The sequence below is a fragment of the Bacillus piscicola genome, from assembly GCF_022458745.1.
In the GTDB taxonomy this organism is placed as follows: Bacteria; Bacillota; Bacilli; order Bacillales; family Marinococcaceae; genus Alteribacillus_A; species Alteribacillus_A piscicola.
Map to the genome: position 1 here is coordinate 76,217 of NZ_JAJJJF010000008.1, position 25,929 is coordinate 102,145.

The window sequence follows — 25,929 nt, forward strand, 5'->3', positions numbered from 1 at the left end:
ATTGAGGCTTTCTTGAAACAACAGGTCATAGCGATCCTCTGGAGTTGTGAATGGTGAAAATGGGAACGGGGAGAAATCGCGCCATCCTAGCACTCGTATGTAGCCGTGAAAAAAGCGGTTTGCTAAAATAACGACGTCACAACGCCTGTATGTAGTTGTTAAAACAGAGAATGGCTTTTATAACAGCATCATAGTGGTTGTATGGTGTTGTGAAAAGAGAGTACCAGTAAAATAACGACATCAAACCCGTCCCCAACGAAGCCGAAAAAAGAAAGCCTTTGTTTGCAATGCTCGTAAAACAGAGGCTCATTCTCAGGGGCGTTGCCTGAAGTTTGCCTTTATATTCGCTCTTTGAACCAGTGCAGTACTTGGTCGATCTCTTCTTTGGTTGTGTATCTGCCAAGACTGAAGCGGATCGCTCCCATACCGATATGTTCGGGGACACGCATTTCTTTTAAAACAGGGGATAACTCAACGTTTCCCGCGTGACAGGCAGACCCTGTCGAAGTAGCGAGCATGGGAATGGAGTCTAAGATCTCCTGGCCGATTTTATTTGTAAAGCAGACATTCAACGTGTTGGGCAGGCGCTTTTCCTCATGTCCATTTAGAACGATCCCATTTCCAAAAATCTCCCGCAGTTGCTTCCAAAAATATTTCGTTAACGGCTCGAGTTTGTTATCATTTACGTCCTCTTTTGCCATTTCACACGCTTTTCCCAGCCCCACCGCAAGCAAGGTATTTTCCGTACCTGCGCGTAAACCATACTCATGCCCGGCTCCATGAATAAGAGGTTCGATTTCCGTCCCCTTCCGTAAGTAGAGCGCACCGATTCCTTTTGGTGCATACAGTTTGTGACCGGCAATGGTCAGCATATCGACATCGAGTTGATCCACGTTGATGGGTACTTTCCCAACGGACTGAGAAGCATCGGTGTGAAAAGCGATGGCATGTTTTTTAGCAATTTTTCCGATTTCCGCGATCGGCTGAAGGGTGCCTACTTCGTTATTCGAATGCATAATAGTGATCAAGATTGTGTCCGGTTGGATGGCACTCTCAATATCCGCAGGGGAAAGTCTGCCGTATCTATCAGGAGCGATCATCGTAACGGTTGCTCCGAGTTGTTCCAAAAAGGGTAATTGATTTAAGATGGCAGGGTGTTCAATGGTTGACGTAATGATATGTTTTCCTTTTTGAAGGTTTTGGAAAAAATATCCTTTTAATGCCAGATTATTTGCTTCGCTTCCTCCACTTGTGAAAATCACTTCATCGGCGGAGCAGTGCAGGAGATCAGCTACTTGTTTTCTTGCATTCATCAGTTTCTCTTTAACCGGATTTCCTGCCCAGTGGAGCGCAGAAGGGTTGCCGTAATAATCTGTTAAAAACGGATTCATTTCTTCTATTACCTCCGGCGCGATCGGTGTACTTGCATTGTAATCTAGATAAACGTTATCCATCGTTATGCCTTCCTTTCAAATGTGTCATTGGAATAACTGTAATGCTATTAAATGAATAGGACAAGGATCAAGCCTCCCTTACCCGTACTACAGCTGCATAGAAGAGGCCAGTGAGGGTAGCACGCAACGATTGGTTGAAAAAGCGACGTCATCGTGGTTGTATGGGTCGTGAAAAGAGGGTGGCGATGAAATAACGTCATCATAGCCCGCGAATGAAGGCGTGAAATGGAGCAGGAGCCAAAATAACAACCTTATAGAAGATGGATGAAGCTATGAAACCAGAGATCGTTTGAAAAAGCGACGTCATCAGAGATGTATGACGCTGTGAAAAGAGTGCGGCGCGAAAATAAAGACGTCATAGTGTTCGGATGAAGTCGTCAAAAGGGGAGGGTGTGAAAATAACGACGTCATTGAGGATGTATGATGTCGCGAAATGGAGGGGCCACTGAGATAACGACCTCATAGCCTCCGAATGAAGACGTGAAATCGAGTGCGAGCCAAAATAACAACGTCATAAAGGACGTATGAAGCTATGAAACCGTGGAGGGTTTGAAATAACAACGCCATCGGGGTTGCATGGCGTCGTGGAAGAGTTTTTAGTCGTTCTCCAGTTTCAATATTTGACGGTCGAACTGAAAAGTTTACATTGGTGGAACTTCATCCGGCAGGACAATCCTGTTGCGGCTGCTTGCGAGGCTGGAGCTCGATCCAGCGCGAAATCACCTGTTAACCGCTTTTTTTGAAACATATTTGGCACTCTTGGATAAGGAAGAGCGCATGTTACAAACGGAGATAAATAACCTGGATCCCGAAGAGGAGGCGAAAGTGATGGAACTGATCACTTCTTACGAAAAGAAAGGGATAGAACAAGGGAAATAGGAAGGTATAGTGAAGGGGAAGCAGGAGGCTGTTTCCGCGATTCTGGAAACGCGGTTTGGATCCGCTGCCGCAAGTGAAGTAAAGAAAGTCCACTTAATCTGTGAAGAGAAGTTGCCGGATGACTTATTAAAACAGATCCTTATCGCGGATTCTCTCGAAGACACCAGTAAGATAGTTGAAAAGGCAACAGAAAAATAAAACAGGCAAACCTCCTTGTATATGTCAAGGAGGCTTCTTTTTGTGTATCAGGGCTTTTATTTAGTTTTTTAATTAATAATTATTATCAACAAAAAATTCGATTCGCAACGGTTTAATAGGGAATATAAGTTGTGAAAGTAATTTTCATTATCAATTAAGTAAAAATATTATCAATTAGAATTGATTTTAACTGCAGTTGGTGGTATTGTTTATTATATAAGATTGATTTTAATTTATAGAGGGTGTGAGTGATGTGAAAAATTATGATTATCATCACCTTAATCATGTGAAAGAACAACAAACATCGAAAAGAACGTTATGGATGACGTTACTGATAACTTTGTTTTTTACGATTGTTGAAATTGTGGGAGGGTTGCTGTCACATTCACTTGCTCTGTTATCCGATTCAGCGCACATGATTTCTGACGTGTTCGCTCTCGGTCTCAGCATGACGGCTATTTACATGGCAACCCGGAAACCGAATCAGAAATACACGTTCGGATTTTTGCGTTTTGAGGTCATTGCTTCGTTTCTAAATGGTCTAGCCCTCGCTGTCATTGCGATTGGTATTTTCATTGAAGGAATTAATCGCATGATCCATCCCCAAGATATTAACTTACCGTTGATGCTTTTCATTGCTTCTATCGGATTAATCGTAAACATCGTGTTGACTTTCCTCTTAAGCCGGAGTATGAAAGAGGAAGAGAATCTTAATATTAAAAGTGCGCTTTGGCATTTTATCGGTGATCTTCTTAGCTCGGTCGGGATTGTTGTTTCAGCGGCTTTGATCTACTTCACCGGTTATCACGTCTTCGATCCTTTGATCAGTATGATTATCGCAGCCATCATTTTTACCGGTGGAGCCAGAATTATTCGCGAGTCTTACCTGATTTTAATGGAATCGGTACCGGACAAGTTTGATCTTGAGACGATTCGCCGGGATATTGGCGCGGTGGAAGGAGTGGAGGACGTCCATGAGATGCACTTGTGGACGGTGTCAACTGATCACCACTCGTTAACAGCCCATGTTTTCATCCAAAAAGATACCCAATCGTTTGAAATCATTGCAGCGATTAATCAGATGCTGAAAGAAAAATACGGGATACACCATTCGACGATACAAATGGAACACCCGGCCATTCATGATCACGGCGAATATGGCAAACAGTTTTTGCTTCCATAAAATCGTGCGACGGAAGAAGATAACTAGATGGATGAAACAGCTCATCTGTTATCTTCTTTTTTTTGCCCTGTTGCTGACTGGAGATCGCATAACAGATGTATAACGCCGTCAACTTTGAAAATTGGAAAAGTAACAGTGCCATAGCGGCTGCATGATGTCGTGAAATGGGGGAGACGAAGAAATAAAGACATCATAGGAACGGCATGAAGCGTTAAAAACGGTGATCTATGAAAATAACAGTATCATAGCACTCGTATGAAGCCTTGAAATGAGCGATTCGTCAAAATAACAACATCATGCGCTCGCATGAGATGGTTTGTTAAATGAATTACTTGTTTAAATGACAGAAATTTGACATAATTGATCAAACTGAAGGGTAGTTAAATTAGTACACATTACCAATAGAAAAGAGGGATGGGGTTATGGTGACTGAATCGCAAATGAAAGCAGCCATGCAACAATATATTGATGGCTTTAATCAAAAAGATGCAAACATGCTGATATCCTTGTTCGCCGACCATGCAAGGATTGAAGACCCGGTTGGCGGTGGGAAAATAGTAGAAGGAAAAGCTGCCATTACCTCTTTTTATGAGCTAGCCGTGACGCTTGTCGATAATCTTGAGTTATCCGCACCGATCCGTGGATCGCATAGCCATTATGCTGCGATGGCATTTAGGATATTTATGAAAAATGATGGAAAGCCCATCCAAATCGACACCATTGATGTGATGACCTTCGATGACGATGGGCGGATTATCGATATGAAAGCCTATCATGGTCCTGGCGATGTGACTGAACAATAACCGGGAAAGTGAAAATATTAACGCAATTAATGATGACTTTTGTCGGAAAAGTGGTAAAATAGATACAATGAAGAATAGAAAGGGGTTGACTTATGCTGCAATCTGAATTGTTTGAATTTGTAGATGTTGCGGAAGTAAACGAAAATTACATGGCGAAAGGTTGGACGGACGGGCTACCAATAATCCCGCCAACTCCTGAAAAAGTACAGCAAATGCTGGATTTCGCGGGATTGTCTCCGGATTTTGTCATCGGTGGTATTCCAGAGCGGCAAAAGGTTTTTACCGCGGAAAAGGTGGCGGCCAATGCGGTGATGGCAGGATGTCTGCCAGATTATTTTCCTGTTCTCGTCGCCGCATTGACAGCGATGAGTGATGAAAAATTCGGTTTGCATGGACCGACTGCGAGTACGCATGGTCCCGGTATTTTGGTAATCGTGAATGGCCCCGTGGTGGAACAACTTGGATTCAATAACGGGCAAAGTGTTTTTGGTCCTGGTCATCGTGCCAATGCGACGATTGGACGAGCCGTTCGTCTTGTGTTACATAATCTTGGCGGTTGCCGCGAATTTGATCGTGCCACCCTCGGTCACCCGGGGAAGTTTTCTTTTTGTATTGCTGAAAAAGAAACAGACTGGGCACCCCTTCACGTCGAAAAAGGCTTTGATCGTGAAGAAAGTACGGTTACCGTCATTGCCGCAGAAGGACCGAATCAAATCCAAAACCATTCTGCTTTAGAGCCGGAAGGTATTTTAATGACCATGGCGGATCGTATGGCCGCTGTTGGGACGTTCAATATGCTGAAAAATCAGCAATTCACTGTCGTGCTTTGTCCCGAACATTACCGAACCTGCCAAAAATATGGATGGGATAAACAGAAAGTGAAAGAATTTTTATTTGAACATGCCAAACGGTCGACAGCCGACATGAAAAAATACGGAATGGTATCTGGTGAAATTACGGCCGAAGCGGAAGAAACATGGGAAACGGCAGTCCCTTCACCGGATGATATTTTATTAATTGTGGCTGGAGGGGAAGCTGGACGTTTCTCTGCGTGCTTGCCGGGATGGGGAACAAAACAACAAACCCAAGCCATCACCCGCTCGATTAAATCCTGTACAGACGGTGGCTGACAATTGTAAAACCGCTCATTAGGTTAATGAGCTTTTGAAAAGGATTGCAACACATTTGAAAAAGGAGTGACATCCATGACCACTATTAAAGTGTTAGACCCGACCAATGGGATCGTTTCAGAAAAATCAGCAATGGCGGAGCGGCTTGATACACTCGAAGACGCCACGATTGGTTTGATTGACAATGGGAAGGCGAATTCCGCTGTTGTCTTAGAAGCGATTGGTCAACGATTGAAAGACACCTACAAGTTGAAAAAGGTCATCTACTTTCTCAAACGATCATCTTCGCATCCGATCGCAGACGACGAAGCGAAAGCACTCGCGCAGCAATGCGACGGTGTCATTACAGGTACCGGTGACTGAGGATCTTGTAGTTCGGGCAGTTTGCTCGATGCATTAGTAATGGAAAAGCTAGGTATTCCCGCAGGAGCAGTATTGACGGAACCTTTCGTTCCATCCGGCAAGGCGATGGCGATGGTACAAGGTTTCACTGACTATCCGTTTGCCGTAATCCCACATCCGATTGCAGCAACGGAACAACGAGTGCTTGAAGACAGAGCGGTTCAAGTGAGCGAAGATGTGGTATCGCTTTTAGTGAGATAAAGAATAAAAAGAGCAGAAACTGGAAAAAAGTTTCTGCTCTTTTTCGTGGGTTTGTATTCGGATTACGTGTAAAGAGACCATATGTAGGATGACCCCTTGTGTAGACTATTTTTCTTTTGCGAGTTCTTTTCGATTGGGAGCGAGCGGTGGTTGTTCTAACCACTTATTTTGAACCATAAGGTTAAACCATTTTTTTGTTACCGTTAGATTTTTTAGAATGATACCTTCATAAGTGGTTACAAGGTCTGTTCGCATGGCTGTCGCTAATCCTGTCCCTTGGTATACCTGCGCAGTTTGAAACAAGAAACCGATATGATATAACATTAACTTGTCGGAAAACGGAGAATTCGTAGAAACGGTTACTTCCGTTTCTATGGACTTAGGAACGGGTAAATTATCTTTGTGCATTATTTTTGACAGAGACTGTATTTGATTATCAATTGTTTTCTCCGCATTCTCTAAGAACTTTCTTACCTCCTTTGATTGTGTCACTTGACTAAACCCAATGGAAAGCGCTTTAGCCATTATACTTTTTTTAAGGTTAAAAGAAATACTTATGATTTCAGTCGCGGTTAAACGTCTTCCTTTTCCGAAAAAACCATCTTTAAAATCCTGGCTGGACACATATTCCGGTGCTTTTGTAGGGTAAAAGATTGGATCCCTTTGAAATATTCCTTTCTCCAGCATTAACTCTATGGTTTGATGATACATCCTTTTACCGTCATTACCACATGCATCATAAAACTCTCGTAAATCCTTTCTAACAGAAATGCTTAATGAAGACGTATGGCCTAACAAACCGTGTAACGTCATGACATGTAAATAAATTAAGCAAAACTGGTCAGAGAATAATTTCTCTGAACCTTTATGAAGATCTGATTCCGTAAATCCGATGGGGACTGGATACCCTTCGTTCTCCATAAAAGTGGCTAGTTGATTTTTTTGCTTTTCAAATGTCTTAAGTGCATCATCAAAAATATTTTTTATAGCCGTATCTTCAATAATGGAAAACATATATCTATTTACTATATCTGTCATGGTCCCATTCACGTACTCCATCCATAGGGACCCAATTTCGGAAGACGTAAGTGTTAAATGATTCTTGTCCATCTCACTATCACCTCATTAGTAAGGTTCACCACTTTACCAAAAAATATAAATGCAAATGGTAATTTTGAGGTGAGTTAATTTCATGATTTAATTAGATTTTCACTGCAGGCGGCCGCTTTCACCGACAGGCACAAGGGCTCGCTAATCATTCGGATAGTGTCCTTTCCAGACGATATCCAAGTAATGTTCGTGGTTCGTATCCCCTTCTGTATTTAACACAAGGACGTTAGCGTTTTCATCGAGTTTTAGGTTTTGACAAGCTGCGTTTTCTTCATACGCCCGGAGGAAGAAGAGTAGTCCTAGAGGCACTGCACCGGATTCTCCGGAAATAATTTTAGGATCTGTGGACAGTGGATTTCCGAGCACGCGCATTCCGAGCGCTGCAATTGGGTCTGCACATGAATAGGAGGCATAAGCATACTGTTTCAATATTCGAAATGCTCGGTTGTTGGGCTCGCCGCAACATAGCCCGGCCATGATCGAATTCATATGCCCGGTAACAAATTCCATTTCACCGTCTGGATTGGCAAAGGAACGGTAGTAACAATCTGCTAAATCAGGCTCCACGACAACGATGATGGGGGGATTGTCGCGATAATATTGTGTGAAATAAGCGGCTATTCCGGCAGCAAAAGAACCGACACCCGCCTGCAGGAAAATATGAGTCGGTGCTTTTTCCTCGTCAGACTCCAGCTTTTCGACGATTTCCGCAGCGATGGCTGAATAGCCCTGCATAATCCAAAGCGGTATTTCCTCATATCCTTCCCACGCCGTATCCTGGACAAGAACCCAGCCGTTGTCTTCCGCTAACGTAGAACACATTCGAATCGTATCATCATAATTTAGGTCGGTTATTTCCGCGAAAGCCCCTTCCTGTTGAATAGCTTCCAGCCGGGTGGCAGACGAACCTTTTGGCATGTAAACAACAGACTTTTGTCCAAGTTCCCTTGCGGCCCAAGCAATCCCGCGGCCATGGTTTCCGTCCGTTGCGGTAATAAAGGTCACATCCCCTATTTGTTCTTTCATTTCGGGAGATTGCAGCTCCGAAAACGTTAAGTCCGCGATATCTCGATCCAATTTCTTTGCTATGTATTTTCCTACAGCGTAAATACCGCCCATTATTTTAAACGCATTTAAACCAAAGCGCTGCGACTCATCTTTCACTTTAATGTCCGCAACTTGCAAATAGGCAGCCAAGTTCTTTAATGAATACAGCGGTGTGTTTGTGTAAAGTGGATGCGATTGTTGAAACGTCAGTACTTCGTTTATGTTCTCCGGTGAAAAAAAGGCAAGCTCCTCTTCATTGTATACGGGCTTGTATGCTTTGTTTAAAATACCCTTACTTCTGTTATCAGCTAATGTATCCATGTGTTGTATGCTCCTTGCGCGATTTAGTGTTTTATGTTGTTTCATGATTTAATGAAAAATATAACACACTTTACATAATAGTCAATCAACTCTTGGTGGCAGTAATGAGTTTCTCGATAAAACGTATGCCAGCGCTGAAATAACAACGGCAACGCACTCGTATGGAGTCGTGAAAAGAGAGGGGGGAGAAAATACGTGCATCATAGGAATGGAATGAAGCTATGAAACGGAAGATCCGTCGAAATAGAGGCACCATAGCGGTTGTATGAGGTCGTGAAACGGAAGATCTGTTGAAATAAAGACATCATAGTGTTCGAATGAAGCCGTGAAATGAACAACTCATTAAAATAACAGCGCCATAGCGGTTGTATGAGGTCATGAAACGGAAGGTCTGTTGAAATAAAGACATCATAGCACTCGAATGAAGTCATGAAATCATCGTTTCTCCAAAATAACAGCATCATACCAGCCCTGCGGTGCCCTAAAAATGGAATTCTTGTAAAATAAAGGCGTTATAAACGTGTGACTGGGTGCCAATCAGATGACTAAGAGGTAAATGAACTGGTTTCATGCTTTCATAATAAGGTCCGGATGCGTAATATTGTCCCCACCTTAAGTTAATCTTTGCCTTCGTAATTACAGTGTGTTACCTTTTTTTAAAGAAGTGCGGATAGAAGGGTTGACAATATACCTTAGGGGGTATATTCTATCTATAGAAACATTAAAGGAAGTGACCACATGGAATACAACGATCAAATGAAAAATAGAGTGAAAAGAGTGGAAGGGCAAGTGAAGGCTATCTTGCGCATGATGGAAGAGGACAAAGACTGCCGTGACGTAGTTGGACAGATGTCAGCAGCAAGGAATGCGTTGGATCGTGCGATTGGTCTTGTTGTCAGTACAAACTTGGAAGAATGCATTCGCGAAAATGTGGAAAAAGGCGAAGATACAGAAAAGCTAGTGCAAGAGGCGGTTAATTTACTAGTAAAAAGTAGATAAAAAAATAGAGCAAAAAGGTTTCTCTATTTTTTTAACTTCCTGTATACCCGTACAGGTATATGTAATTAATAAAAAGGAGTGAGGAACATGTCAGAGAAGAAAAAGACGAATATTATTTTATTCAGCGGAGATTATGACAAGGCAATGGCTGCTTTTATTATTGCAAACGGGGCCGCGGCCTATGACCATGAGGTAACCATCTTCGCCACGTTTTGGGGACTGAATGCTTTTCGTAAGGATAAGCACGTCGCTGTTAAAAAGAACATGATAGAGAAAATGTTTGGGAAGTTGATGCCGAGAGGTGCAGACAAAATGAGTCTCTCGAAAATGAATTTTGCAGGAATGGGACCTAAAATGATCAAGCATGTGATTAAAAAGCATAATGCGATGCCTTTGCCGGATTTAGTTGACATGGCACGAGAGCAAGATATTAAACTCGTTGCCTGTACGATGACGATGGATTTGCTTGGGCTTCAAAAAGATGAATTGTTGGATGACATTGAATATGCCGGGGTTGCGGCTTATTTAGGAGATGCTGAAGAAGGCAACGTGAACTTATTTATCTAAGAGTGCCTAAGGAGGAAGTCGAGATGACAATCAAAACAGATTACGTATTAGACGCCAAAGGACTGGCTTGTCCGATGCCGATTGTGAAGACGAAGAAAGCGTTGAAAGATCTTGCTTCGGGGGAAGTAGTGGAGATTCTCGCAACAGATGCAGGATCGACTGCAGACCTGAAAGCATGGGCAGGGAGTACAGGGAACCATTACCTTGGAACCGTGCAAGAAGGGGAGGTATGGAAACATTATATCCGTAAAAAAGGGGGCGAGGATAGAGAGGAAATGAGCTATCCAAAGACAGTAAAGAATGAAGAACTAGGGAAAAGACTGGATGATATGATCACCATTATTGATGTACGGGAGCATGCAGAATATGCATTTAACCATATTCCCGGCGCGATATCGATCCCACTCGGCAGCCTGGAAAATCGCCTGGAAGAATTACAAAAAGAAGATGAGATTTATGTGGTTTGTCGAACAGGGAATCGTAGTGACATGGCAGCTCAATTACTGTCAAAACACGGTTTTGCCAATGTCACGAATGTCCTGCCAGGAATGAGTGATTGGCAAGGAAAGACGGAGAGTCTTTAAAAATTTTTTAAAAAATATATACCCAGGGAGGTAATTGTCATGTCTGTGACAACATGGACTGCTGCGGATGTAGCGAAAAAGGTAATAAACAAAGACGAATTATTTATTCTCGATGTCCGGAATCAGGACGCCTTTGCTGATTGGAAAATCGAAGGGGAGAATATCGAGTACTTGAATGTACCGTACTTTGAGCTGTTGGATGGGGTGGAGCCTATTATCGATAAAATACCAACCGATAAAGATGTCCTGGTTGTTTGTGCGAAAGAAGGTTCCTCTGAAATGATTGCGGAGATGCTTTCGGATGAGGGAATGGATGTGTATCAGCTGCAGGGCGGCATGAAAACATGGAGTGAGCATCTGGAACCCGTCAAAATTAGTGACTTAAAAGGCGGGGGAGCCATCTATCAGTTTGTCCGTCTTGGTAAAGGATGTCTTTCTTACATGGTGATATCCGGGAAGGAAGCAGCGGTTATTGATGCCACGAGGATGACAGATGTATTCAAAGATTTTGCAGAAAAAATGGGTGTTTCCATCCAACATGTCTTTGACACGCATCTGCATGCGGACCACATTTCTGGTGGGAAAAATCTCGCCGATGAAACGGGCGCCACCTATTGGCTGCCGCCAAAAGACGCGGTGGAAGTAACATTCTCTTATGAACCGCTAGAGGATGGGAATCAGATCACGATCGGGGAGACAGCGATTCAGATTCATGCTCTTTATTCACCGGGTCATACGATTGGCTCCACTTCGTTTATCGTAGACGACACGTATTTATTTACCGGTGACATCTTATTTATCGACTCGATTGGACGTCCTGACTTGGCCGGGAAGGCAGAAGACTGGGTAGCTGATCTACGAGAATCCCTTTACTCGCGGTACCGAGAACTTTCTGAAGAGTTGACGGTACTTCCTGCACACTTTATGATCACGTCTGAATTAAATGAGGATGGAAGTGTAGCGGAGCGGCTCGGCACGTTATTTGCCCGTAATCATGGGTTAAATATCAAGGATGAAGATGAATTCCGGAGCCTCGTAACGGAAAACCTGCCCCCACAGCCCAACGCATATGATGAAATCAGGAAAACAAACATGGGGAAGATTGTCCCAAATGAAGAAGCGCAACGTGAAATGGAAATTGGCCCAAATCGTTGTGCCGTTCGGTAAAAGAAAAATAACTATATACAGGAGTGAGGAAAGATGACTATGAAAGCAGATATGGTAATCGATGCAAAAGGATTGGCTTGTCCCATGCCAATCGTACGAACAAAGAAAGCGATGAACCAGTTAGAAGCTGGACAAATTTTAGAAGTGCACGCGACCGACAAAGGATCAAAAAGTGACCTGACAGCCTGGGCTAAGTCAGGCGGACACGAGCTCTTAGACGATACCGAGCAAGACGGCGTGTTTATCTTTTGGATTAAAAAAGCGGAATAACTGAAAGGGGCTGACCAACACCAGCCCCTTTCTTATGGGAAAAGAGGGGTGAATAATGGAATATACTATTTTATCTGTCCTGTTACTCTTTCTAATTGGTTTTGTAGGTTCCTTTCTTTCAGGAATGGTAGGAATTGGCGGTTCCATCATTAAGTATCCGATGCTTTTATACATCCCGCCTCTTTTAGGCTTCACGGCATTTACAGCCCATGAAGTCTCAGGGATAAGCGCTGTACAAGTTTTCTTTGCTACGATTGGCGGTGTATGGGCTTACCGAAAAGGGGGATACTTAAATAAAACATTAATTCTGTATATGGGGGGCAGTATTCTGTTAGGAAGCTTTATCGGCAGCTTCGGTTCGAATATGATGCCTGACTCGGCAATTAATATCGTGTACGGTGGGATGGCAGCTATGGCTGCGATCATGATGTTTATCCCGAAGAAGGGCATAGATGATATTCCGTTGCAAGACGTGTCCTTCAATAAGTGGCTGGCCGCATCATTTGCTTTTGTAACAGGGATAGGAGCAGGGATTGTAGGGGCAGCCGGTTCGTTTATTTTAGTGCCAATCATGCTTCTCGTATTAAAAATTCCCACTAGAATGACCATCGCCAGTTCATTAGCGATCACCTTCATCTCGTCAATCGGTTCGACAGCGGGGAAAGTGGCCACAGGTCAAGTGCTAATCATTCCGGCTGTCATTATGATTATCGCAAGCCTTTTGGCCTCTCCATTAGGAGCCAATGCAGGGAAAAAAGTAAACACCAAGACACTGCAGATCATACTCGGCTTACTTATCCTAACTACCGCGGTCAAAATGTGGATAGATATCTTGTTTTAAAAAGCCAAAATAGGGGAATATAACAAAAAGAAACGTATAAATAAGGGGCGTGTATATATGAACCGCCCCGGTGAATTTTAAAAAACGGAGGAGTGGATCGAATGGAACTACAAGAAGTACTGAATAAGCAAATTGCAAATTGGAATGTGTTGTTTGTGAAACTTCATAATTATCACTGGTATGTGAAAGGGGATCAGTTCTTCACGTTACATACCAAGTTTGAGGAGTTGTATAATGAGGCCGCTCTCCATAACGATGAGCTGGCAGAAAGACTCCTCGCTATCGGAGGAAAGCCGATCGCTACACTAAAAGATTACCTGGAGACGGCTTCTATTCAAGATGCAACAGGAGCAGAGGCTGCTGATGAGATGGTCCAGACTGTCGTCAACGATTTTAGTGCGATTATTGGGGAGTTAAAAGAAGGCATGTCAGTCGCCGAACAGGCCGGTGATGAAACAACGAGTGATATGCTGCTCGCGATCCATACTAGTCTTGAAAAACACGTGTGGATGTTAAAAGCTTATTTAGGGAAATCAGTCTAACGTTTCCTGAAAGAAAAGGGGCTGTCCATTTAGTTGACACGAATTTCAAACGGACAGCCCGCTTGGTTGCTGCCTATCTGTCAACAGATTCAAACATTTTTGTATCGTATTCTTGCTCTAACTCCTCTTTTCAGCTATTCTGATAGCAAGAGAAAGAATGAGGAGTGGTATAGTGGTGGATGTTTCTGTAACCTCATTGATCGAAAGCTTCGAAGAAATTTTTCCTCAAGAGACTTCCTACGCGGTAGCAGACCCTCATCACTTTATTTACTATAAACCAAGCAAATTAATAGATTTAAAAATCAAACCAGGGGATAAACTACATGAACACACAGTCAGCTATCGAGCTTTAACCGGACAGAAAAAAACATCGAAAAATGTAAGCAGCCAAGTATTTGGAGTTCCCTATTTTGGGACGTCCGTACCGATAATAAGGGATGGTAGTCCGGCAGGGTGTGTGACTGCTATTCTTCCTGCGAAAAGAAGGCAGCTGTTTTCCGATATTTTAACCATACGAGCAGGAGACAGTTGGAAGCCGGTTGTTTTACAAGATGTTATCTACGTAGAGGCCCACAATAGAAAAACATGGGTTCAATCTGTAAAAGGTTTAGGAACGAATAAACATACCTTAAGTGAGCTCGAATACTTGCTTCCACGAGATGCATTTATACGCTGTCACCGGTCTTATATCGTTAATGTTACCTTTATAGAAGAAATTCAGCCTGATTCCCACTCTACGTTCTTGTTGATCCTGAAAGACGGATCAAAGGTGCCGGTCGGCCAGACCTATGCCAAGTATTTTCGACACACACTTGGATTTTAATAGCTAAACGTAGAGCCATGAGTACATATATTCATGGCTTTTTTCTATTGCAGCTTTCTGGTTCATGTGTCTTTTTTTCTGTTTTATCCATTGATTAAGCCCTTTCATTCAAAATGACAAGAATAATACAAAAAATACTGATAAGATTGTAAAAAATACGTTGAAATGAGGGATTGTCGTGGGTAAAAGCGTTGTGGAACGTATACGCTATCCGCAGCTGCAAGATCGAGTAGTCTCCCGCCAAACAGCAGCTTCGTGGATAAAAGATGGAATGACACTGGGCTTAAGTGGCTTCACGAGAGCGGGAGACGCGAAGGCGGTTCCGCTGGCACTCGTTGAGCGTGCTGAGAAAGAAAAATTGAAAGTGAATGTATACACAGGGGCCTCGTTAGGATCCGATGTGGACCGTTTAATGGCAGAGGCTGGTATTATAAATAAACGTCTTCCGTTTCAGGCGGATTCTGTTATGAGAAAGAAAATAAATAGTGGCGATATGCTTTTTGTCGATCAACACCTTTCTCATACTGCCGAGTACTTGCGGAATGACGCATTGCATAAGATTGACTTTGCAATTGTGGAAGCGGTTTCGATTACAGAGGATGGATTAATTATTCCGACGACTTCTGTTGGAAACTCATCCATTTTTATAGAAAAGGCAGAGTCGGTCATTATTGAAGTAAACACGGCACAGCCCGAGTTGTTAGAAGGCATGCATGATATTTATGAATTGGCTGCGCAAGGGAAACGAGATCCGATACCTCTTAAACAAGTAGACGAGCGCATGGGAACCATTGGAATTCCCGTTGATTTAACTAAAGTAAAAGGCATTGTTCTCACCAGCCAGCAAGACAGTCCGTCCACGATTGTACCGCCCGATGAGGAAACCGCCCAAATCGCCGAGCATCTCATTGACTTTTTGAAAAAAGAACATCAGGAAGGCAGGCTTCCTAAAAATTTAGCACCGTTGCAATCAGGAGTCGGGTCGGTAGCAAATGCTGTTCTATATGGTTTGTTAGAGTCTGAATTTACAGACTTGGAAGTATACTCGGAAGTGTTGCAGGATGCGGTGTTCGATCTACTGGATGCAGGGAAAATACGTTTTGCTTCCGGTTGTTCTTTAACCTTATCAGAAGCCAAGTTTGAAAAGGTATTCTCGAACTTGGAGAACTACAAAGATCGTCTTGTGCTGCGCCCGCAGGAAATATCCAATCATCCGGAAATCATTAGACGATTAGGTCTGATTGCGATGAATACAGCGTTAGAATTCGATATTTATGGAAATGTCAACTCTACCCATGTATCGGGAACAAAAATGATGAATGGAATCGGAGGATCGGGCGATTTTGCACGACATGCAAAGCTATCTATTTTTGTAACAAAATCAATCGCGAAAAACGGGGACATCTCAAGTGTGGTGCCATTTGTGTCCCACGTTGATCATACCGAGCATGATGTAGATGTGGTAGTTACTGAACAAGGGTATGCGGATCTGCGGGGATTGTCTCCCATTGAACGCCCGCCCGTCATCATTCGCAACTGTGCCCACCCCATGTACCGGGATCAGCTAGAAAACTATTTTGAGGAAGCATGCGAACGAGGCGGACAAACGCCACACGTACTAGAAAAAGCCTTTTCCTGGCATACCAACTTTGCAAAACATGGAACGATGCTTGAAAAAACACATCAGTATACGTAAAGAATAGACTATCCAGACCTCATAGGCGACATGATTGCCTGTATAGTTGGGAAAGTTGTTCTATCACCCGCTTTGCGAGTTTTCTAAGCGGCTGTCCAATCGGTTGACGAACTGATATGAAGCGGACAGCCGCTATTCTTTTTGCTTGTCGAATGGTTAAACCTTCAATATGGATGTTTTATCTTTATTCCTCGAGCCATTTTTTGGCTGCTTCTTTTTCATCTGTTTCAAAATAAGCTACTCTTAACCCTGGATACAAATTTTCTATTTTCGAGTCTGCCTTGAGAAAGTTACTGTCGGCGACAACGGCTGCTTTGTCCATTTTTTTCATGTGCTTAACCATTTTGAAATCTTCCAAAAGCCCCTTTAACGTCAAACCTTCCCAATCCCCCATGAGAAGTAGAATATTCACGGTTTCATTTTCACTCACTCTGTTCTCAAAGAAATCATCCATCTCTTGGATATCATCTTTCGTTAATTTATCACTTACGTCTACTTCTATTACCGGACTGTTTTGAATGCTTGCAATTTCAATCATGGATTAAGCCTCCTTTCATTTTATTGTTCATATACTGTTCCTTTTTTAAAAATGAGTGAAACAAGGAAACAACTATCCCAATGAAGCCATGAAAGGTAGCGAGCGGGAAAATAAAGGACTCATAGACGTTGTATGAAGGCTTGAAAGTAAGAAAATGTTAAAATAAGATCACCATACGGCCTTTGTGACGCCATGAAATTGAACGGTCGTAGAAATAGATACCTTATAGCCTGCGTATGATGCTATAAAAACAAGAATTTGTTGAAACAACAGCGTCATGTCAATCGGCTCTTTATTTTATTTATAAAAACACAAAACGAAAAAAACAATGCGGACTAATTAGTGAACGGCAAAAGGAAAGACTGTTTTCCCTCATATAACAGAAGGTACTTGCTTCCATAAGAGGACACTAGAATTTGTCCCTTCAATAGATTACGTTACTTCATCGTTTCAATTGGGAAGTGAAACGATAGTATTATGTAGAGGGCAACCGATAGCGCTAACAGCCATGCCAACAATGGTTTGTGATGGTGAATGTATAAGATAGGAAACATGACACAGTTGAAGAGTACAGACAACCCGAAATTCCAGCCGTTTTCATACGCCCCTAATCCAGATGCGACTGAAATAAATTCAGTCACACTAAATGTGGTAATCCACAATAGAATCCAGCCAATTTGTGCCATCCTCTTACTTGGACAATTTGCCAGGAAAAGCAAGATGACAGTTGGATACATAATAAAAACAATAAAAAAGTCAGTCAATGTGTGGTTGGGAAGGAAAAGAGATTCTTTATATATCCAAAGTGGATGCTCGTACATTAAAATGGAGCTGAAGAAATCCAGGCAAATAATGAATAAGATGGTTGGATAATACTTCTCCCAATTTCGCCAATCTCCCCATTTGAAAGTAGCTATTAGAAGTAGTAAAGGTTGTATGATTTGAAGCAGAATGGAAGTAAGGACAAATTTCATCACGAAGATCCACCGCCAGACGTATTTTTAAAGAACCATTTATAATAAGCATGCGACAGGAGGTTGGAAATCCCAATTGTAATAAAGCTTACATACCATGTCCATTTTTTATAATGAATTAAGCCTGTGTACGTCACAATGAATTGTTCTATCCCTGTAAGCAAAGATGTATGGAATAAATTGTATAACGCTCTTACTAGAATATTTCTATGATCTGGGTAATAAAGATTGTACATAACACTAAGAACCGGGAATAAAAAATACTCAAAAGAAAAGCTGCCTTTGTAAGTATGTTTAAATAAAAAACGCTTTGGATATTCGATAAGGTTCAAACTAACAACAATCAGCCCGAAAAGTTGAGTGGTTGCCTGTTTAGAAAGAAAAGAGAAATGGGCATGGCGAAGTTTATTTTTCGGGACAAACTTACCAATAAAAAAATGCCAATTATATAAGAAAGACCAATAATTATCCTTTCTTTACGATTACCAGTCATGCGAATCCTCCTGTTGGGAATGTTTGCTACCAGGTAGTATCGACAGAAAGAATAAGATTTATCTATTTACGAATGGGTCGTTTTTTGTAGTGGAGGCTATTGGAAAAACAATGGTTTACTTGCCCGATTGTGACATTTGTCTTAGTGATGTTGGAAAAGTTGCCGGGAGAAGATAACAAGGGCGGAGCTGTAGAATAGACAATTTTCTTATATGCTATACTGAAAAGAAAACAGGGTGGATATGTTAGATGACGCAAAAAAGGCTGTCTGACAGCGTAGCAGACGATATTATGTCAATGATTGCGATAGAGAAACGCTTTCTTCCGGGGGACAAGCTTCCAAATGAAAATGAGTTCTCCGTGGAATTAAATGTGAGTAGAACAACACTTCGTGAAGCAATCCGCATATTGGTCACAAATGGTATCTTAGAAATTAAACGCGGGAGAGGGACGTTCGTTAAAGAAGATATTGATTTAAGCATCATGGAATCGTTTGATACGATTTCGGAAGCGAAGATTAATGCAAAAGATTTGTATGAAATGCGCTTAATCTTTGAGCCAGAAGCGGCTTATTATGCAACGATCCGAGCAAGTGAGGCGGAGCTTGAGAGCATTTTAGAGTATGGACGGCAAATCGAACAAAAAATTAAACGTAAGGAAGACCGGACCGAAGTGGAACAAAAATTTCATCAGTCGATCGTCAAGGCGACCCATAATGAATTTATGGAGAAATTAATGCCGGTTATTTATCAAGCGATTGACAAGGGTGTGATCCTGTCTAAGAAAAAAGAGTCGGCCATTCAAGAAACGGTCACGGACCATAAACTGATTATGGAATTTATGAAAAGCCGTAATCCAGAAGGTGCCAAAAGTGCCATGCAAATTCATATTTTGCACGCGATGCAGGAGTTGGGAATTGAATAATTCAATTTCGCACTTCCAGTAAATTGGTTTCTGAAAAGTTGAATGTAAGGAAAGTAAATGTTAAGTGTAGTCAAAATACGAAGTCTCCTGCGGGAACAGCGCGAGCCGAAGATCCAAGTGAGAAGAAGGAACAAAGGCTAAGATCGCCACTCCTGTGGCAACGCCCTTGTGACCAACATCCTGTTGGCCCGAGGCCGTGCCCGCGGAAAGCGAAGTATTTTGACGAAACGACGTTAGCAATTACCTTCTTAAATATCCGAACAGATTGCACGCAATCGTTCGGATTATTTTATGGTTCATGTCCTTTGTCATACAACCATATTGACAGCAGACAACATACGATTTAATATAATTTTATACAAATAAAAAGCAAGGTTGTGTGCTGGTATGAGAAGAAGTGACATGATTAAAATCGGAGTGGATCGTGCTCCTCACCGTAGTCTTTTATATGCGACAGGGAAAGTAAAGGCAAGAGATTTAGATAAACCGTTTATTGGGATTTGTAACTCATATATCGATATTATCCCAGGTCACGTTCATTTGCGTGAATTTGCAGAAGTCGTGAAGGACGCCATCATCGAAGCTGGCGGTATTCCATTTGAGTTCAACACCATTGGGGTGGATGACGGTATTGCGATGGGGCATATTGGCATGCGCTATTCGTTGCCAAGCCGTGAGCTCATTGCGGACAGTGCGGAAACTGTTATTAATGCCCACTGGTTTGACGGTGTTTTTTACATTCCGAACTGTGACAAAATCACACCTGGTATGTTAATGGCTGCTGTTCGTACGAATGTTCCTTCTGTTTTCGTTTCAGGGGGGCCAATGGAGGCAGGAGTGAGTTCCAGCGGAAAACAACTTTCCTTAACCTCTGTTTTCGAAGGAGTCGGCGCGTATAAATCAGGAAAAATGTCGGAAGAGGAATTTAACGAAATTGAAAATAACGCCTGCCCGACTTGTGGTTCTTGTTCCGGTATGTTCACCGCAAACTCGATGAACTGTTTAATGGAGATGCTCGGGGTAGCGCTTCCGGGGAACGGTTCCATTGTCGCAACGAGCGAAAAACGGAAAGAATTGATTTATGAAGCGGCTAAACATTTAGTGCGCATGATCGAAGAAGACGTCAAGCCTCGTGATATTATCACGAAAGAAGCGATTGATGATGCCTTTGCACTCGATATGGCGATGGGTGGTTCCACGAATACCGTTCTCCATACGTTAGCGATTGCGAACGAAGCAGAAATTGAGTATGACTTAGCGGATATTAATAAAGTAGCAGCCCGCGTTCCGTATCTTGCCAAAATTATGCCGGCATCGGATCTGTCCATGGATGATATCAACAAAGCCGGCGGTGTCAGTGCCATCATTAATGAACTAACAAAAATTCCTGATGCAATTCATCCAGATCGCTTGACGATCACCGGTCAAACAATGGGCGAACTGGTCAAAGGATACGACATCACGAATGACCAGGTGATCCGTACGAAAGATAACCCTCACAGTCCCGTTGGCGGATTGTCCATTTTATTTGGAAATCTCGCCCCCGAAGGCGCTGTGATTAAAGTAGGAGCGGTGGACCCATCCATTAAAGAGTTTGAAGGAGAAGCCATTGTTTTTGAATCACAGGAAGAGGCCCAGGAAGCCATTGATAATGGAGCTGTCAAAGAAGGACATGTTGTGGTCATTCGCTATGAAGGACCGAAAGGCGGGCCGGGTATGCCGGAAATGCTAGCCCCAACTTCCGCTATTATGGGCCGTGGTTTAGGAAGCACCGTAGCCCTCTTGACCGATGGCCGTTTCTCAGGCGCATCCCGCGGCATTTCCATCGGACATATTTCGCCGGAAGCGGCAGAAGGCGGACCGATTGCCTTGATTGAAAACGGGGATATTATCGTGATCGACCTACCAAATCGAACGTTAAACGTAAACGTAACGGATGATGTTTTAGAAGAACGCCGCCAAGCGCTAAAACCTTTCGAACCGAAGATCAAAAAAGGCTGGTTGGGAAGGTATTCCAAACTGGTCACAAACGCATCAAAAGGCGGCATTATGAGTATTTAATTTTCATAGTTTACGATTTTTCATAAAGACTGCCTTCTTCAGGCGGTCTTTATTTTCTTCGCAGTTCAGTTACAGTGTTCCAGCTCCATGACGGGTTCACGAAAAGGATGCGTGAATGAACGATCACAACTGGAACCAATGAAACAAAGATATCACAGCACCCTTATGCAGCCGTGAAATGAGTGGATCGCCAAAATAGCAGCATCATAGTGGTTGTTTGCGGTCGTGAAAACAAAGTACCATAGAAATAGAAGCATCATAGCCCTCGTATGAAGTCGTGAAAATAGTAATTGTCTAAAATAACGGTTTCATAGCGGGTCGATGAAGCCATGAAAATAGAGATTGGTTAGAATAACAGCGTCATAGGGGTTGTATGAGGTTGTGAAAACGAAGGATCGATGAAATAATGGCGCCATAGCCCCTGCATGAAGCCACGAAATTAGCGGAACGCCAATATAGCGACGTCATAGGGATTGTATGCAGCTATGAAAATTGAAGAGTCCCAGAATAACAACGTCATCCGTACCCGATGGGGCTATGAAAACAGTTTTTGCTTCGAACGACTTACTTGTTTTTGATAACAAACTAGTGTTGAGATGATATCATAATGAATAAGACGTTGATCTGTTGGGATCGAAAAGTCCCCATCTAAATCTGGAAGGGTTGAATTGTCACCAGACCGCGTTACCGGGTTGTTGCCCGAACAAAAAAGCCAACAGGAAGGTTTTTAAGAAACACAGGGTTCCGCTGTGTAACAGACAGCGAAAAGGAGACTTTTTACATAAAAAAGCGGGAGAGGTTCAGGATGAAAAATGTATATATCACGGATCATGTAATGGAAGATTTGACGATTGAAAAGGATATTCTCGGGGACTATTATTCAGAAGAGTCCAAAGATGAAATTGAGGTCTTACTTGTTTGGAGAAATGAAATTACAAAAGAGGTGATCGATCAATATCCGAACTTACGTGGAATGGTTCGTTTTGGGGTCGGGTTTGAAAATTTTGATTTAGACTATGCACGAGAAAAAGGGATCTATGTTTGTAACAATCCCGATTACGGAACCGATGAAGTGAGTGATACGGCGATCACGATGATTATGAATATTGCCCGGGGAATGACCGGTTATGACTACCATGCCCGCTCGTACCGCGATACGTGGCAGGCAAATACAAACCCGGCGATCCACCGTACTTCCTCAACCGTTGTCGGCTTTATCGGTGCCGGGCGTATTGGCGGAAGCACGATTCTAAAGGCAAACCATATGAATTTTCAGACCGTATTTTATGACCCATATAAAGAACGAGGCCACGACAAACTACTCGGAGCAAAGAGAGTTGAGTCTCTTGATGACCTGTTAAAAGAGAGTGATATCATCTCTGTTCACGCCCCTCTGACGAAGGAAACGGTGGGAATGATTGACGAAAACTTCATCAGTAAGATGAAGGACGGAGCTTCACTTGTGAATACCGGAAGAGGAAAGATCTTGAAAAATACAGATGTTATCTATGACGCGTTGAGAACAGGGAAGCTGGCAAACGTTGCCCTCGATGTAATGCCCGACGAGCCGCCCAAAGATGATAAATTAATCGAGGCGTGGCGTAACCGTGAAGATTGGCTCGGCGGTCGCTTGATTATTAATCCGCACAGCGCCTTTTATTCACAGGAAGCGTTTCTCGAATTACGTCAAAAAGCAGCAAATACCGCATTGATGATCGCCAAAGGAGAACGACCTTATAACATTGTGAACGGATTATAAATACTATTCTACGATAATCAGGGCTTTATAAAATGCAAGTTTCCACCTATATAGAAAGAGGGCTGTCCATTCAGATATAATGGCAGCCCCTTTGTGATGCCGTTAACAAAAACATGTCTGGGTAATTTAATGAAGCTAGGAACCGACAAGAAAACGGAAATAACAGTGACACGTAGATTGTATGTTGCTAATCGAGACATTTAGCTTTTAAATAAAATTTGATTGAAAAGAACCCATAGATCCATACTTCAAGGCAAATAAAAACAATCCAATTTGAAAAAAGATTGATTAAAATGGATTGTTTCTATTGTGAATTATTATTCATTTTTATTAAAATCTGCGATCTCCCACAATCGCGCCGATTGCGGGAGACTTGAAAGCAAGACAAACAAGGAAATAGAAATATCGAAGCAACTATGTAACCTCTCGAACGGTTCGCTTAAAATCTCTCAACTCTCCATCTTACCTACAACCTTAATAAGATCCGTCAGTTCACGGATTTCAAACGTCGGTTTTATTCCTATATTGTTTTCCTTACGATGCGGATTGAACCAGCAGGTGTCAATTCCGTAATTGATTCCCCCTTGAATATCGGAGGTCAAAGAATCGCCCACGATCAACACTTTCGCCTTATCTGTGACCTGCAGCTTGGAAAACGCATAATCGAAAATACCCTTTTCGGGCTTCTGGCATCCAGCTTCTTCAGAAATAATAATATGCTCAAATGTATGGCAGAGAGGAGAGCTCTCGATTCGTGATGTCTGCACATCCGTGAATCCATTTGTTATAATGGCCAGCCGACAACCGGCAAGATTGTCACATACTTCTACGGCGCCCTGTACAAGATGTGTTTCATTGCCCAAATATCCAAGATAAACACGGCTAAACGTATCTGCATCGATTTCAAGCTCATGCGCAAGGAATAACCTCCTAAATCTCTCTACTTTCAGCTCTGATAAAGTAATAAGTCCTTGCTCTAGGTCACTCCATAAAACCTTGCTAATTTCTTTGTAAGTAGCCTCATAATCCACCAATCCCGTAGGTAACCCGAACTCTACAAAAGCTTTATGTAGTGCCTTTTTTTCCGACATACCAAAGTCAAACAACGTATCATCCACATCGAACAATATGATTTCGTATTTCATCGCTACCTCCATTTCTCATGACCGACCCCTAATTGGGACACTTAGATATTCCATATTATATATCAAGCAAATTGTATCAAACTTTTTTATGAATTAATGCCTTTAATTCAAAACCACAGAAAACGTTAAAAACAAAAGGGCATCATCCAGGTTCCAATAGAGGCGTGAAATGGAGAGAACGAACGCAAAAATTAAGACCTCATAGCCCGTATATGAAGACGTGAAACCAGGAAGCCGTTGAAATAAGAGCATCATACGGCCTCAATGATGTCCTGAAATGGAGCGGTGATAAAAATAGAGGCATCATACCCTTCGTAGGAAGACATGAAAACAAAGGGGCGCTGAAATAACGACAGCATACACCCTTCATGAGGCCATGAAATCGCGAGGTAGATGAAATAGATATCTCATAACTCTTGTAGGATGCATTGAAAATAGAGGACTGTCAACATAACAGTGTCGCAGTGGACGATGGAGGGCATAGAGTGATGGGAAGCGGAATTTTTCGTCATGAAGATGACGTTGAGGGAAGAAATTTGTTTCTAAGGAAAAGGAGTCACGTACAATGACGGACTCCATATGGTACCAGGAAGAGAGGATAGCTCCATAGGGTTTGAGGAGACGTTGCCATAGTTTGCTTGGAAAAAGTCTGTGAGATCCCGGCAGAATTTTTAAGAAGGTGCCTTTTTTGTTCTCCCGCTGTTGATTAACCACCGATGTTGAAATATTTCGTTGATGGTTAATAAAGCGCCGGTAATAAAAGCGCCAATGATTGTTACCTGGGTTTGTTGGAACAGAGAAACAAAATAAACGATGAAAGAGGCAACAAAAAAATCGACCACTGTACTAAGCCAGAAAGTTCCATTCCTTAAGAGGAATATCTCCATCATATGAGCGGCTGCAGCAAGGATGAAACCCACGATAATGGGTTGATACAGCTCTGTATAGCTAACATTTGGGAATATCAACCAGGCAATAATGACGGTGAGGGGACAAACAATTAGTTTAACAAATAACCCAACCATTTTGATCACACTCCTTTAGCATTGTAAGATTACCAACAATGTTCATTTTACTCTCCATACCATGGTCGTTCGTAATATTTATCCCACCCACACCCCATAATAGAAAAATACTGCTCCAAAGGGCTAGATAACAATTTGACTTTGCTTTGAAACATTGGGTAAAATCTGAATTATCAAAAACGCGTACGTCGCACGTGAGATATCGGAACCTTTGTTATTACATAAACCCCATAAGGGACTGTGAGTGACGAAAATTTTCGATGTCTTTGTGTACATGAGAGCGAAACAAGTTATACGAGGAGGTTCAAGGATTGAATATCTTAACTCGCATCGCAAGCTATTGTCCTTATACGATAGCCGGTAGGAAAGTCTTAAGAAAAGCAAAGGGGGATCAACCTGCGGAGAAAAAATCAAAGCCGGCCGATGATGATGAAAAACGTTTGATACAGAGGATAAAAACAGGTCGCAATATTTCATTAATAGGGATCTTTTGCCCTTTGTTCTGGTCAGCACTAATTATGGGATCAAGTGATTCCGTATTGTTGTTTAATGCTGTCCACTCCGGTCTTTTTATTGTTTTTGGCGCTATCTATGCCCTTTCTTCTTCACAGGCACTTCGTAAACATCGTCTAAAAAAGCCAAACGAAAAAGGATACACAATGGAATATCAAAAATAAATAGGATTGTATCAAAAGCCTCTAATCTGATAAGCCATGGAGCCATCTAGTAAGATGAGAAACATGGCTTTTTTGGTGGCGTTTATGTTGCTGGTGGTACAGCAGCCTTCTTTGAAC

27 protein-coding genes are annotated in these 25,929 nt (G+C 42.4%); 19 read left to right on the forward strand and 8 right to left on the reverse strand.

Annotated features, from left to right (window positions below; all coding sequences use genetic code 11):
- Positions 1-338: 338 nt before the first annotated feature.
- Positions 339-1,454, reverse strand: a complete 1,116-nt coding sequence (locus LOR49_RS12675; RefSeq protein WP_240377107.1) for a cysteine desulfurase family protein — start codon at positions 1,452-1,454, stop codon at positions 339-341.
- 678 nt (positions 1,455-2,132) lie between these two features.
- On the opposite strand from LOR49_RS12675, the gene LOR49_RS12680 reads away from it, so the two are divergent.
- The 6 genes from LOR49_RS12680 (at position 2,133) to LOR49_RS17525 (ending at position 6,250) form a co-directional block, all read left to right on the forward strand.
- Positions 2,133-2,333: a hypothetical protein gene (locus LOR49_RS12680; protein WP_240377108.1), complete on the forward strand. Its 201-nt coding sequence runs from the start codon at positions 2,133-2,135 to the stop codon at positions 2,331-2,333.
- Between the two features lie 9 nt (positions 2,334-2,342).
- Positions 2,343-2,531, forward strand: a complete 189-nt coding sequence (locus tag LOR49_RS12685) for a hypothetical protein (protein WP_240377109.1) — start codon at positions 2,343-2,345, stop codon at positions 2,529-2,531.
- A gap of 253 nt (positions 2,532-2,784) precedes the next feature.
- Positions 2,785-3,714 (forward strand): cation diffusion facilitator family transporter, encoded by a 930-nt coding sequence (locus LOR49_RS12690; protein WP_240377110.1) that lies wholly within the window; start codon positions 2,785-2,787, stop codon positions 3,712-3,714.
- Between the two features lie 422 nt (positions 3,715-4,136).
- Positions 4,137-4,517 carry a nuclear transport factor 2 family protein gene (locus LOR49_RS12695; protein WP_240377111.1) on the forward strand — a complete coding sequence of 127 codons (381 nt, stop codon included), beginning with the start codon at positions 4,137-4,139 and terminating at the stop codon, positions 4,515-4,517.
- A gap of 92 nt (positions 4,518-4,609) precedes the next feature.
- Positions 4,610-5,647: a hypothetical protein gene (locus LOR49_RS12700; RefSeq protein ID WP_240377112.1), complete on the forward strand. Its 1,038-nt coding sequence runs from the start codon at positions 4,610-4,612 to the stop codon at positions 5,645-5,647.
- A 75-nt stretch (positions 5,648-5,722) separates the two neighbouring features.
- The gene (locus tag LOR49_RS17525) at positions 5,723-6,250 is read left to right on the forward strand and encodes a UGSC family (seleno)protein (RefSeq protein ID WP_273701401.1); all 528 of its coding nucleotides are present in this window, start codon (positions 5,723-5,725) and stop codon (positions 6,248-6,250) included.
- A 105-nt stretch (positions 6,251-6,355) separates the two neighbouring features.
- On the opposite strand, the gene LOR49_RS12715 is transcribed toward LOR49_RS17525, so the two are convergent.
- Entirely contained in the window at positions 6,356-7,360 is a 1,005-nt protein-coding gene (locus LOR49_RS12715; RefSeq protein WP_240377115.1) for a DUF3231 family protein, read from the reverse strand.
- A gap of 141 nt (positions 7,361-7,501) precedes the next feature.
- Positions 7,502-8,728: a diaminopropionate ammonia-lyase gene (gene dpaL, locus LOR49_RS12720; protein WP_240377116.1), complete on the reverse strand. Its 1,227-nt coding sequence runs from the start codon at positions 8,726-8,728 to the stop codon at positions 7,502-7,504.
- Between the two features lie 738 nt (positions 8,729-9,466).
- Between dpaL and LOR49_RS12725 the strand changes: the two genes are divergently transcribed.
- From LOR49_RS12725 to LOR49_RS12765, 9 genes are all read left to right on the forward strand, one after another.
- On the forward strand, positions 9,467-9,727 hold the full coding sequence (locus LOR49_RS12725) for a metal-sensitive transcriptional regulator (protein ID WP_240377117.1): 261 nt from the start codon (positions 9,467-9,469) through the stop codon (positions 9,725-9,727).
- 87 nt (positions 9,728-9,814) lie between these two features.
- Positions 9,815-10,294 (forward strand): DsrE/DsrF/DrsH-like family protein, encoded by a 480-nt coding sequence (locus LOR49_RS12730; protein ID WP_240377118.1) that lies wholly within the window; start codon positions 9,815-9,817, stop codon positions 10,292-10,294.
- 23 nt (positions 10,295-10,317) lie between these two features.
- A complete protein-coding gene (locus tag LOR49_RS12735) occupies positions 10,318-10,878 on the forward strand; it encodes a sulfurtransferase TusA family protein (RefSeq protein WP_240377119.1) in 561 nt (186 codons plus the stop codon).
- A 39-nt stretch (positions 10,879-10,917) separates the two neighbouring features.
- On the forward strand, positions 10,918-12,045 hold the full coding sequence (locus tag LOR49_RS12740; protein ID WP_240377120.1) for an MBL fold metallo-hydrolase: 1,128 nt from the start codon (positions 10,918-10,920) through the stop codon (positions 12,043-12,045).
- A gap of 39 nt (positions 12,046-12,084) precedes the next feature.
- Positions 12,085-12,315: a sulfurtransferase TusA family protein gene (locus LOR49_RS12745; protein WP_240377177.1), complete on the forward strand. Its 231-nt coding sequence runs from the start codon at positions 12,085-12,087 to the stop codon at positions 12,313-12,315.
- A 55-nt stretch (positions 12,316-12,370) separates the two neighbouring features.
- A complete protein-coding gene (locus tag LOR49_RS12750; RefSeq protein WP_240377121.1) occupies positions 12,371-13,156 on the forward strand; it encodes a sulfite exporter TauE/SafE family protein in 786 nt (261 codons plus the stop codon).
- Positions 13,157-13,257: 101 nt separating this feature from the next.
- A complete protein-coding gene (locus LOR49_RS12755; protein WP_240377122.1) occupies positions 13,258-13,698 on the forward strand; it encodes a Dps family protein in 441 nt (146 codons plus the stop codon).
- A 175-nt stretch (positions 13,699-13,873) separates the two neighbouring features.
- The gene (locus LOR49_RS12760) at positions 13,874-14,521 is read left to right on the forward strand and encodes a LytTR family DNA-binding domain-containing protein (RefSeq protein WP_338021147.1); all 648 of its coding nucleotides are present in this window, start codon (positions 13,874-13,876) and stop codon (positions 14,519-14,521) included.
- A gap of 178 nt (positions 14,522-14,699) precedes the next feature.
- Positions 14,700-16,217: an acetyl-CoA hydrolase/transferase family protein gene (locus LOR49_RS12765; protein ID WP_240377124.1), complete on the forward strand. Its 1,518-nt coding sequence runs from the start codon at positions 14,700-14,702 to the stop codon at positions 16,215-16,217.
- Positions 16,218-16,401: 184 nt separating this feature from the next.
- On the opposite strand, the gene LOR49_RS12770 is transcribed toward LOR49_RS12765, so the two are convergent.
- From LOR49_RS12770 to LOR49_RS17655, 3 genes are all read right to left on the reverse strand, one after another.
- Entirely contained in the window at positions 16,402-16,755 is a 354-nt protein-coding gene (locus tag LOR49_RS12770; protein WP_240377125.1) for a SpoIIAA family protein, read from the reverse strand.
- A gap of 437 nt (positions 16,756-17,192) precedes the next feature.
- Positions 17,193-17,729 carry a CBO0543 family protein gene (locus tag LOR49_RS12775; protein WP_338021149.1) on the reverse strand — a complete coding sequence of 179 codons (537 nt, stop codon included), beginning with the start codon at positions 17,727-17,729 and terminating at the stop codon, positions 17,193-17,195.
- The gene (locus LOR49_RS17655; RefSeq protein ID WP_338021150.1) at positions 17,729-18,160 is read right to left on the reverse strand and encodes a CBO0543 family protein; all 432 of its coding nucleotides are present in this window, start codon (positions 18,158-18,160) and stop codon (positions 17,729-17,731) included. The genes LOR49_RS12775 and LOR49_RS17655 overlap by 1 nt, the downstream gene beginning before the upstream one ends.
- 310 nt (positions 18,161-18,470) lie before the next feature.
- On the opposite strand from LOR49_RS17655, the gene LOR49_RS12780 reads away from it, so the two are divergent.
- The 3 genes from LOR49_RS12780 to LOR49_RS12790 all read left to right on the forward strand — a co-directional run bounded on the left by LOR49_RS12780 (position 18,471) and on the right by LOR49_RS12790 (position 22,965).
- On the forward strand, positions 18,471-19,145 hold the full coding sequence (locus LOR49_RS12780) for a FadR/GntR family transcriptional regulator (RefSeq protein WP_240377127.1): 675 nt from the start codon (positions 18,471-18,473) through the stop codon (positions 19,143-19,145).
- Positions 19,146-19,532: 387 nt separating this feature from the next.
- Positions 19,533-21,206 carry a dihydroxy-acid dehydratase gene (ilvD, locus tag LOR49_RS12785; RefSeq protein WP_240377128.1) on the forward strand — a complete coding sequence of 558 codons (1,674 nt, stop codon included), beginning with the start codon at positions 19,533-19,535 and terminating at the stop codon, positions 21,204-21,206.
- A gap of 805 nt (positions 21,207-22,011) precedes the next feature.
- Complete coding sequence (locus tag LOR49_RS12790; RefSeq protein ID WP_240377129.1) at positions 22,012-22,965, forward strand: C-terminal binding protein; 954 nt, start codon at positions 22,012-22,014, stop codon at positions 22,963-22,965.
- Between the two features lie 449 nt (positions 22,966-23,414).
- On the opposite strand, the gene LOR49_RS12795 is transcribed toward LOR49_RS12790, so the two are convergent.
- Both LOR49_RS12795 and LOR49_RS12800 read right to left on the reverse strand, forming a co-directional pair.
- Positions 23,415-24,110: a YjjG family noncanonical pyrimidine nucleotidase gene (locus tag LOR49_RS12795; RefSeq protein ID WP_240377178.1), complete on the reverse strand. Its 696-nt coding sequence runs from the start codon at positions 24,108-24,110 to the stop codon at positions 23,415-23,417.
- A gap of 671 nt (positions 24,111-24,781) precedes the next feature.
- Complete coding sequence (locus tag LOR49_RS12800; protein WP_240377130.1) at positions 24,782-25,135, reverse strand: DUF2512 family protein; 354 nt, start codon at positions 25,133-25,135, stop codon at positions 24,782-24,784.
- 311 nt (positions 25,136-25,446) lie between these two features.
- Between LOR49_RS12800 and LOR49_RS12805 the strand changes: the two genes are divergently transcribed.
- On the forward strand, positions 25,447-25,812 hold the full coding sequence (locus tag LOR49_RS12805; protein ID WP_240377131.1) for a hypothetical protein: 366 nt from the start codon (positions 25,447-25,449) through the stop codon (positions 25,810-25,812).
- Positions 25,813-25,929 lie beyond the last annotated feature (117 nt).

Bases quoted from the DNA above. Each gene is read 5' to 3' on its own strand.
- LOR49_RS12675 (WP_240377107.1), bottom strand. From the start codon at position 1,454: ATGGATAACGTTTATCTAGATTACAATGCAAGTACACCGATCGCGCCG.
- LOR49_RS12695 (WP_240377111.1), top strand. From the start codon at position 4,137: ATGGTGACTGAATCGCAAATGAAAGCAGCCATGCAACAATATATTGAT.
- LOR49_RS12700 (WP_240377112.1), top strand. From the start codon at position 4,610: ATGCTGCAATCTGAATTGTTTGAATTTGTAGATGTTGCGGAAGTAAAC.
- LOR49_RS12715 (WP_240377115.1), bottom strand. From the start codon at position 7,360: ATGGACAAGAATCATTTAACACTTACGTCTTCCGAAATTGGGTCCCTA.
- dpaL (WP_240377116.1), bottom strand. From the start codon at position 8,728: ATGGATACATTAGCTGATAACAGAAGTAAGGGTATTTTAAACAAAGCA.
- LOR49_RS12725 (WP_240377117.1), top strand. From the start codon at position 9,467: ATGGAATACAACGATCAAATGAAAAATAGAGTGAAAAGAGTGGAAGGG.
- LOR49_RS12730 (WP_240377118.1), top strand. From the start codon at position 9,815: ATGTCAGAGAAGAAAAAGACGAATATTATTTTATTCAGCGGAGATTAT.
- LOR49_RS12735 (WP_240377119.1), top strand. From the start codon at position 10,318: ATGACAATCAAAACAGATTACGTATTAGACGCCAAAGGACTGGCTTGT.
- LOR49_RS12740 (WP_240377120.1), top strand. From the start codon at position 10,918: ATGTCTGTGACAACATGGACTGCTGCGGATGTAGCGAAAAAGGTAATA.
- LOR49_RS12745 (WP_240377177.1), top strand. From the start codon at position 12,085: ATGAAAGCAGATATGGTAATCGATGCAAAAGGATTGGCTTGTCCCATG.
- LOR49_RS12750 (WP_240377121.1), top strand. From the start codon at position 12,371: ATGGAATATACTATTTTATCTGTCCTGTTACTCTTTCTAATTGGTTTT.
- LOR49_RS12755 (WP_240377122.1), top strand. From the start codon at position 13,258: ATGGAACTACAAGAAGTACTGAATAAGCAAATTGCAAATTGGAATGTG.
- LOR49_RS12770 (WP_240377125.1), bottom strand. From the start codon at position 16,755: ATGATTGAAATTGCAAGCATTCAAAACAGTCCGGTAATAGAAGTAGAC.
- LOR49_RS12775 (WP_338021149.1), bottom strand. From the start codon at position 17,729: ATGAAATTTGTCCTTACTTCCATTCTGCTTCAAATCATACAACCTTTA.
- LOR49_RS12780 (WP_240377127.1), top strand. From the start codon at position 18,471: ATGACGCAAAAAAGGCTGTCTGACAGCGTAGCAGACGATATTATGTCA.
- ilvD (WP_240377128.1), top strand. From the start codon at position 19,533: ATGAGAAGAAGTGACATGATTAAAATCGGAGTGGATCGTGCTCCTCAC.
- LOR49_RS12790 (WP_240377129.1), top strand. From the start codon at position 22,012: ATGAAAAATGTATATATCACGGATCATGTAATGGAAGATTTGACGATT.
- LOR49_RS12795 (WP_240377178.1), bottom strand. From the start codon at position 24,110: ATGAAATACGAAATCATATTGTTCGATGTGGATGATACGTTGTTTGAC.
- LOR49_RS12800 (WP_240377130.1), bottom strand. From the start codon at position 25,135: ATGGTTGGGTTATTTGTTAAACTAATTGTTTGTCCCCTCACCGTCATT.